General features: G+C 57.3%; 8 protein-coding genes. 6 read left to right on the forward strand and 2 right to left on the reverse strand.

What is annotated here, in order from left to right:
* From QZ862_RS05665 to QZ862_RS05685, 5 genes are all read left to right on the forward strand, one after another.
* Positions 1-942: an ABC transporter permease gene (locus QZ862_RS05665; RefSeq protein WP_296098083.1), complete on the forward strand. Its 942-nt coding sequence runs from the start codon at positions 1-3 to the stop codon at positions 940-942.
* 56 nt (positions 943-998) lie between these two features.
* Positions 999-2,120, forward strand: a complete 1,122-nt coding sequence (locus tag QZ862_RS05670) for a substrate-binding domain-containing protein (protein WP_296037481.1) — start codon at positions 999-1,001, stop codon at positions 2,118-2,120.
* A 65-nt stretch (positions 2,121-2,185) separates the two neighbouring features.
* Positions 2,186-2,482, forward strand: coding sequence for a putative quinol monooxygenase (locus QZ862_RS05675; RefSeq protein WP_296037484.1), 297 nt, complete (start codon positions 2,186-2,188; stop codon positions 2,480-2,482).
* A 222-nt stretch (positions 2,483-2,704) separates the two neighbouring features.
* Complete coding sequence (locus QZ862_RS05680) at positions 2,705-2,878, forward strand: hypothetical protein (protein ID WP_186330289.1); 174 nt, start codon at positions 2,705-2,707, stop codon at positions 2,876-2,878.
* A gap of 10 nt (positions 2,879-2,888) precedes the next feature.
* Complete coding sequence (locus tag QZ862_RS05685) at positions 2,889-3,506, forward strand: zeta toxin family protein (RefSeq protein ID WP_296098090.1); 618 nt, start codon at positions 2,889-2,891, stop codon at positions 3,504-3,506.
* 418 nt (positions 3,507-3,924) lie between these two features.
* Here QZ862_RS05685 and QZ862_RS05690 read toward each other — a convergent pair.
* Positions 3,925-4,868, reverse strand: a protein-coding gene (locus QZ862_RS05690; protein ID WP_296098092.1) for an IS630 family transposase whose coding sequence is annotated in 2 segments (ribosomal slippage) — positions 3,925-4,544 and positions 4,544-4,868 — 945 coding nt in all. Because the reading frame shifts where the segments join, the coding sequence is not laid out codon by codon here.
* 31 nt (positions 4,869-4,899) lie between these two features.
* Here QZ862_RS05690 and QZ862_RS05695 point away from each other — a divergent pair.
* Positions 4,900-6,015: a GSU2403 family nucleotidyltransferase fold protein gene (locus tag QZ862_RS05695; RefSeq protein ID WP_296098095.1), complete on the forward strand. Its 1,116-nt coding sequence runs from the start codon at positions 4,900-4,902 to the stop codon at positions 6,013-6,015.
* 211 nt (positions 6,016-6,226) lie between these two features.
* On the opposite strand, the gene QZ862_RS05700 is transcribed toward QZ862_RS05695, so the two are convergent.
* A complete protein-coding gene (locus QZ862_RS05700) occupies positions 6,227-8,086 on the reverse strand; it encodes a hypothetical protein (protein ID WP_296098098.1) in 1,860 nt (619 codons plus the stop codon).
* Positions 8,087-8,391: the final 305 nt, after the last annotated feature.

The raw sequence follows: 8,391 nt of genomic DNA on the forward strand, positions 1-8,391 counted from the left end.
ATGAATTTTCGCTTCCTCTATCGTCACGAGACGATCCTTTTCATCATTCTCGTCTGCGTCATGGCGACGCTGTCCTTCTATAACGATCGCTTCCTGACGACTGCCAATCTCCTGAACCAGGGTCGCCTGATGACGGAGGTTGGCCTTATCGTGGTCGCCATGACTTTCGTCATCATCACCGGTGGCATCGATCTGTCCGTCGGTTCGACCGTCGGTCTTTCGGCGATCCTGGTGGGTGTCTTCTGGAAGGCAGGGGTGCCGCTGCCGCTGGCCGCTTTCCTGTCCATCCTCGTCGGCGTTGCCGGCGGCATCGCGAATGGCGTCGTCATCACCCGGTTCCGGGTGCCGCCGCTGATCGCGACCCTTGCCACCCTTGCGCTCTACCGCGGGCTCGCGGAAGGCATCAGCCAGGCGCAGTCCGTGCGCGGCTATCCGGCTTGGTTCCTGAGCATAGGCCAGGGTTACCTGCTGGGCGTCCCGACGCAGCTCTGGCTTCTAGCCATCAGCGCCGGCATTGGCATCTTCGTCCTGCGCTTCACGGCCATCGGCCGAAAGATCTATGCGATCGGCAACAACGAGGCTGCAGCCCGCTACTCGGGCGTCGATGCCGCCCGGATCAAGCTCTGGATCTACGCCAGTTCCGGTCTGCTTTCCAGCATTGCCGCCATCGTCTTCGTCAGCCGGGTTTCGACGACCCGCTCCGACATGGGCACCGGCCTCGAGCTGGATGCCATCACGGCGGTGGTGCTGGGAGGCACTTCGATCTTCGGCGGGCGCGGGTCGATCCTGGGGTCGCTGTTGGGGCTGATCCTGATCCAGGTTCTGAAAAACGGCCTGTCGCTGTCCGGCGTTAAGGGCGACGGCACCATCGTCGTCATCGGCGTGGTGCTGATCCTGGCCGTTCTCGTCTCGAATTTCGTCAGCCGCTTTTCGAACGACTGACATCCAAGGGTACGACCCCGCGGGGGCTACAACGATCTGAAACAGGAGAAGTTTTCATGCGATCGATTATCACCGCACTTCATGCCAGCGCATTTTGCCTCACCAGCATGCTGCCGCTCGCAGTCCATGCGCAGCAGTCGGATTGGACGGGCGGGGATGGAGCGCCGACCAACCCGCTGGCCTGCGATGCGACGGCTGCATCCGTCGATCCCGGCCAGTATGACGGCGGCAGCCCGACTGGCGCGCCTGACCGCAAGGGCAAGCCTTTGAAGGTCGTCGACGTGCCGAAGCTCGTCGGCATCGGCTATTTCATGTCCAGCGCTGCCGGCGCACAGGCGAGCGCCAAGGAAATCGGCAACATGACCGTGACGACCGATGGTCCGACCAAGGCCAATATCGACGAGCAGATCACCTTCATCGACAACTACATCACCAGCGGCGTCGACGGCATCATGCTCTCGGCCAACGATCCCGTCGCGGTCGCGCCTGTCCTTCAAAAAGCGCTGGCCGCCGGCATCAACGTCGTGACCTACGACGCCGATGCCGAGCACGATGCGCGCCAGTGGTTCATCAATCCGGCAACGGCCAACGGCGTCGCCAAGACGCTGATCGACCAGCTGGCCCAGCAGATCGGTGAAGACGGCAGTTTCGCCATCGTCACCTCGACCTTTACCACGCCGAACCAGGCGCGATGGATCAGCGAAATGTCCGCCTATGCCGCAAAGTGCCATCCGAAGATCAAGTTCCTGGAAACCGTCGAAGCTCAGGAAGACAACATCCTGTCCTTCAACCAGGCGCAGACGCTGATCAACAAGTACGGCGACGAACTCAATGGCATCGTCGGCATGACCAGCGTGGCAACGCCTGCAGCGTCCGAAGCCGTGCAGCAGAACAATCTCTGCGGCAAGGTCTCGGTCGTCGGCTTGGCGCTGCCCAATGCCATGAAGCCCTACATTACAAGCGGTTGCGTCAAGTCGGCCGTTCTGTGGAGCACGGACGACATGGGCTACGCCGCTGCGACCGCGCTTCGGGCGCTGGCTGACGGGACCCTCAAGCCCGGCGACAAGACCTTCAAGGCCGGAAAGCTCGGCGACCTGCAGATCGCCAACAAGAGCGAGATCCTGCTCGGTGCGCCGAAGGTCTTCACCAAGGATAATATTGCAAGCTTCAATTTCTGATGTGACCTTTCGGCGGCTCGGGAAATCCGGGCCGCCTTTTCCCGTTGAGCATGAAGGAATATCCAATGACCGAGGCCATCCCTGGAGTCGCCATTTTTGTTGCCAAGCCAGGCCACGAGGCGGAAGTCGAACGCCTGCTGAAAACGCTTGTGACTCCCAGCAGGGGCGAGGCGGGAGCGACCTACTACAATCTTCACAGGGATCGGGAAAATCTGCGTCGCTTCGTCTTCACAGAGGAGTGGGAAAGCCAAGCCGCACTGGACGCACATGTTGCTTCCAAGCATGTCGCGGAAGTGTTCAAGGTTCTGCAGGTTATGCTCGAGAGCTCGCAGATATTTGAACTAACGGTGTTGGAGCCCTGACAATTTCAGGCGATTGCCAGATTGGCGTCGTAATTTTGAAATGCGTTCAGCTTCCTTCTGAGCTGGACCGCAACGTCGACGGTTCATATCCCATCAAGGCGGAAGGCTGTCTCCTTCGGCCCGTTGCCTTCAGTGCTGCTGTCGGTGGCACCTGGCACAAGCTATATTTGCAGCCGACGGCCTGTCGCATTATGTTATGGAAGAATGGAAAGGAGATCGCTGATGCTTTTGCAGAAATACCGCGAGAACAAGCAAGCCTTGAAGCAGATCGGCCGGGAGGCCATCGCCGAGAGCCGCCGTATGGGCCTAACGATCACTGCCAAGGATCGGCAGAACGAGGCGAAGGATAAGGCCCAGCATGAGCGCAAGGAACGTGCTCCGGCTACCGTGAGGTAGCAATCGCTTCATGCCCGAGTTGTGGTGTATCCTCCTCGCAGGGCCGAACGGCTCCGGCAAAACTTCCGCCTTCGCGAAGCTGAAGCTCGAGGGTGTTTGGATCAACGCGGACGAGATCGCCAAAGCGATGCTGGCCGCTGATAACAGATCGACCGAAATCCAAGCTGGTCGATCGGCTCTCCTGAAAATTGACGAGATGATCGACACTAGGCAGTCTTTTATTTTCGAGACGACGCTGAGCAGCAACCAATCGTTGAGAATGATGCGGGTGGCCAAGGCGGCCGGGTTCAAGGTCGGCCTGTACTATGTTGCTTTGGATTCCGTTGAGACAAACCTCGAGCGCGTTAGACAGCGTGTCCTCAAGGGCGGTCACGACATCCCGGAGGAAACCATCCGCAGGCGGCACGATGGATCCTTCGAGAAGCTGACCGAAGCGCTGAGGATCGCCGACGAAGTTTTGTTGATCGACAACTCAGGGATAGAACCGCACGAGGTCTTCGCCATTAGCGGCGGCGTGGTCCAGTCCTTCGACATCGATGACAACCAAGCGCTGCATAAGCTCTTTGAGGCCAAGGTCTGCGAAGCGTACCATCTCATGCGAGCGCTGGAAGGCTTTGAGAGCAGGTAATTGAGGAGGGATAGGCTGCCTCCGGTTGACAGACCTTTAAATGTCTCGCCAACTTTCCCACCGCGCACCGCGCACCGCGAAGTTCGGCGAACTGCCTTCATGAGGCTTGCCGAAAGGAAAATCTACCCGGCGCGGGTTCCAGGTCCAGGATAAGAATGATAATCGGCGGCGGCGATCGGTGGAGGGCCGTAAATTGGCCTCAAGCGACGAAGTATGTCTGTTCAGGAAGTTAAGATATCTGAACGACCTGTCGCCGGTTCGATTCCCTTCAAGAACGACAGAATCGAGTTACCTGTTGTGACGGTTCAACTCGAACGTTATACTGTTTTTGAAAAACAGTATAACGCCGGAATCGAGCTTATGAAATCCGTCGACCTCATGTACCAGACTATGCTCGCCAAGCTAGAGCGCGTCCGCTTTATTCGGGGTCATATCCGCACGATTTGAAGTAGTTGGCACATTCTTGTGGTTCGAACAGTGTGAGGATGTGGCCGAGGGCATTCCATAAGCCGTCGATCGTTCGCTCGGCTTTGGCGCGCAAGACGGCCTTGAGCTTTGCGAATGCCTTCTCGATGGGGTTGAAGTCGGGACTGTAGGGAGGAAGGTAAAGCAACCGGCATCCGGCGTCTTCGATTGCGTGACGCACGCCTTCCGCTTTGTGTGCAGGCAGATTGTCCATGATTACGATGTCGCCTGGTGCCAAGGTTGGAATGAGAACCTGCTGGACATAAGCCTGGAATGCTACCCCGTTCATCGCGCCGTCCAAGACCATGGGTGCGGTCATTCCAGATAGCCTGAGCGCTCCGGTAAACGTCGTTGTCTTCCAATGGCCGTGCGGGACCGGCGAGCGGCATCGATCTCCGCAAGGGGCTCGTCCACGAAGCCGAGACATCTTCGTGCTTAGGCCGGTTTCATCGATGAAGACGAGCCTCGCCGGATCGAGATCAAGTTGGCCGTCGAACCAGTCCTGGCGGCGTTTCAGGAGGTCAGGACGCTCCTGCTCCAGTGCATGTGCGGTCTTTTTTTGAAAGTCCAGCCGCGCTTTCGCAGCCAGACGTCAAGTGCGCTGCGGCCGATCGATACGGCTTTGTCCTCACGCAATCGCAGAACCATCTCGTTGAGCGTGATATCCTTTTCCTCTTCGATCATGCCGATGATGAACTCCTCGTGAGCATCGAGGCGTGAGCCACCGCGCCGGCCCTGCCTCAAAGGCGTCAACTGACCCGCCCGCGCGCTGGCGATCCAGGCGATGGCCGTTGAAATGCCAATTCCAAATCTGGCCGCCGCTGATCGCGCTGACATGCCATCACGTGACACAGCCAGAACGCGGCTACGCAGATCATCACTGAAAGCTCGGGTCATATTGCCTCCGACAAAATCAACAGCCGGGGCAATGGAATCAGAATTCGGAAGCCAAGGAAATCCCAAATGCGATTCCGCGTTCAATGGACGCGCTCTAGGTCAGCGCTCGCTCGACGCCGCTTGGACGGCTGATTTCCCTCCAGAGGGTCGATTTACGCCCGCGAACATCAAGGGACGCAAGTATTGGTATTTCGACATCCCGGATGGACACGGTGGTACGAAACGTCGTTATGTTGGTCCTGCTGACGATCCGGATATAGCCCAGCGCGTATCTGATCATAAGCGAGACAAGGACGATCTACGCGCTCGCAGGCGCTTGGTAAACACCCTGACCCGTGAAGGCGGGATGATATCCCCCGACGCAATGTCAGGCGATATCGTTGAAGCTTTAGCCAACGGGGGTCTCTTTCGACTTCGTGGCGTTCTCATCGGTACGGTGGCCTTTCAATGCTATTCAGGGCTGCTGGGCGTGCGCCTTCCCATGGCCGCGATACTGACCGGCGATGCGCACATCGCTCAGGATTATGCCATCAGTCGAGAGGTTGAGGATAGTCTGCCTCCGATCGTAAAACTGCTGCAGGACGTCGACGCCAGTTTCCGGCCCGTTCCACATAGATCGGGATCAGCGGCTTCGTCCGCATTTCAAAATGCTGGCGGCTACAGGGTGGAATTTTTGACATCGAACCGCGGCTCGGACGACTACATCGATCAGCCGGCGAAGATGCCCGCCCTTGGCGGCGCCAGCGCGGATCCACTACGCTTTCTCGATTTTCTTATCAGGGAACCCGTAAGGACAATACTTCTCCACCGAAGCGGCATCCCAGTCGTTGTCCCCGATACAACTAGATATGCGGTCCACAAGCTCATAGTCGCCAGCCGCCGCCAAACTGACGGGCAGGGGCCAGCGAAGCGTGAGAAGGACCTTCGCCAAGCCGCGCTGCTTTTTGAAGCGCTGCAGCAGACGAGGCGATCTGCCGACTTGGCCCTCGTCTACAACGAAGCATGGGAGCGCGGGCCGGCTTGGCAACAAGCTATTCGAACCGGGGCGGGGATGCTGCCAGCACCAGATGCGGACCGGTTCAAAACGGTGCTAATCGACGGCGCAAAGAAAAACCGCGAAAATATTGAACTTCCATTTAGCGAATAGTCCGCCTTTCCATTGAACGCCAGGTTGGTGATTGCGTTCAAAGCGGCGCGCACGAATAGGGTGCCAAAAGTTCAATTCTGTTCAAGGCGAACCCACGCCTCTTTCGAATCCATATCTCGCAGTGCAATCAGTGACAAAGCAGTTCGCTGGATCAGCGGATCTAATCACTGGAGCGCTGACGATGTTTACGGCATCGCCAGCCCACTTATGTTCAAGCGGCTTCCCAGACCTGGTTCAAAATCTTTGCAGCCAGTGCTGCCTTGTCTTGTGGAAGGAAGCGTCCGTAGTGCTGTTGAACCATCTCCGGGGTATCCTGAATGGCATAGCTCGCCTGTTCGTATGACCCGGTGAGCTTCAGAATGTGCGTCGCCAAAACGTCTCGAACATTGTGCGGGCCGTGTGGCAGCAAGCCACTGATCGCTCCGCGACCGGTGTACGGGTTATAGATGCCGTAGCGTTGGATGATGAGACGCCAAGCCTCATAGAACGTCGTCTGGTTGTAGGCCGCATCAGCGCTTGAAAGTTTGACGGTTTTGACGAAGAACGTACCCGGATCGGTAGCCTTACCGAGCAGGACTTTTCGATGACGTTCGATGTAGACGTTGATGTAGTGATAGAGGTCGAGCAGGTCGGGCAGGATCAGCCTGAATGGCTTCGATCCGAAGAACGAAGAGTTGGCATTTTTAAATGCGACTGATGGAATCAGCACTTCCCAGCCATTTTCTCTGTCACTCCACCGAATTTCTCCGCGCCGCATTTCTTCAAGACGCCTTTCAGAGGTAGGGAAATGACCGCGTGGGCAAAACAGCAGTTGCCGCAGGTTCTTTTGCCGTAGGCCGAGATGAAGTCCTAGTCGTAGCATGAGAAACGAGCGTACGGATTCTGCAGCAGCTCTTGGATAGCGGTCTTTATCAGGCATGCGGAGAAGGATTTCATCTGTGATCTTGCGATATTCGGCAAGAGGGCTCGGTGCCTCCAGCACGCACATGATCGGCTCGAAGGGGTCTCGGTGGACCCGCATGACCCGGTGGATTTCCCTGATACGGTTTCTTGCATGGGAATGAAAGGCATCGCAGCAAGCTTGCCAATCACGCTTGGCGAGGGCGATCTCTTCCTTTGTTACCAAGCCATCTACCGGCACCACGCGCTCGATGAGTTCGGGATGCTGCCTGATCCAACCGGTTTCCTCCCGGGTGAGCGATAATGAGATGCTGAGCATGTCCGCTTCCCAGGCCGTGTAGAAGCCGCGTCGTCGCTCACGCCACTGTAGATACCAATCCCAGACACCCGGAAAAACCAGGAGGCCGAAGGTCAACGCACCTAGCGGCACGCCTCGGCCAGCGACCTCTCCTTCAGGTGAAGCGGCGAGAGCACCGAACATCAACCCAAGATGCTCAAGCTTCTGAGATGCCGTCTCCTCGCCCCACACTCCATTGCGTTTGAAGCCCACTGCAGTCAGGGTCGCGGTCTTGAACGACATGAGAGTAGCCATTTCGAGCGCGAGTTGAGCAGGTGCGTCGATTACCCCTGAAACCATATCGGGGTCTTCCAGCTCGTCCTTACAATCATCGACTATCTTATGTGGTGACGTCATCGGTCTGTGAGAGCCGCCGTAGGTTACGCCAGGAAATCGGATGGCATAACGTTGTTTGGTCGCCAGCGCCTGATAACGGCGATAGTCTGTCGCACCGGTTAGGATGACCCGCCTTACCCATTCAAGAATTTCGGCCCGCTTTTCCTCCGGCAATGAATTGAAGTCATCCGGCAGATGCCATGCCAGACGTCGACGCTCTGCAGGAGATACATCGTCACCAACATCATATCCGACCCCGGCACGAGACTGATGCGGAAGCTTTTCTTTGAAGTAACCGAATGGCAATCGGTACCGGCGTTCTATTCGATTGAGGATTTCCAAGTTTGCCACGCTGCGTGGCGCTTTCGTTCCCTTCAACCAGCTCAACAAGGTTGTTGCTTCAAGCGCATCACCGTCCCGGAATATGGCGCGATGCAAATGGTAGTAACTCTCGCCCAAGCGGTCGATATGGAACTGGAGAGCCGCCTGAAAAGACACCGGTTAGTCGTAACTCTCAAAGAGCGGTTCCGGGAACTCTTCGATGAGCTTGGGTTTCGGCCCGGGCTTTGATCGATAACTGGGTTTTGCAGCGTCTGAAGCTTTCTCGATTGAGAGACTTTTTGCGCGGCTGCGTGTCTTTGCTGCTCTGCGCGTGGCCGAGGGTCTTGTATGGACTTGAACTGCCCCCCATTTCGACCGGACAGTCGGCGTAAGCAGAAAGGCTCAAGCACAGGCTTGGGTATAGGCTTATGTCTAACGAGTACCGACACGTTGAATTGCTGACGGGTGATGTTCGCCGCAGG

Source organism: uncultured Agrobacterium sp. (genome assembly GCA_913777615.1).
Lineage (GTDB): Bacteria > Pseudomonadota > Alphaproteobacteria > Rhizobiales > Rhizobiaceae > Agrobacterium.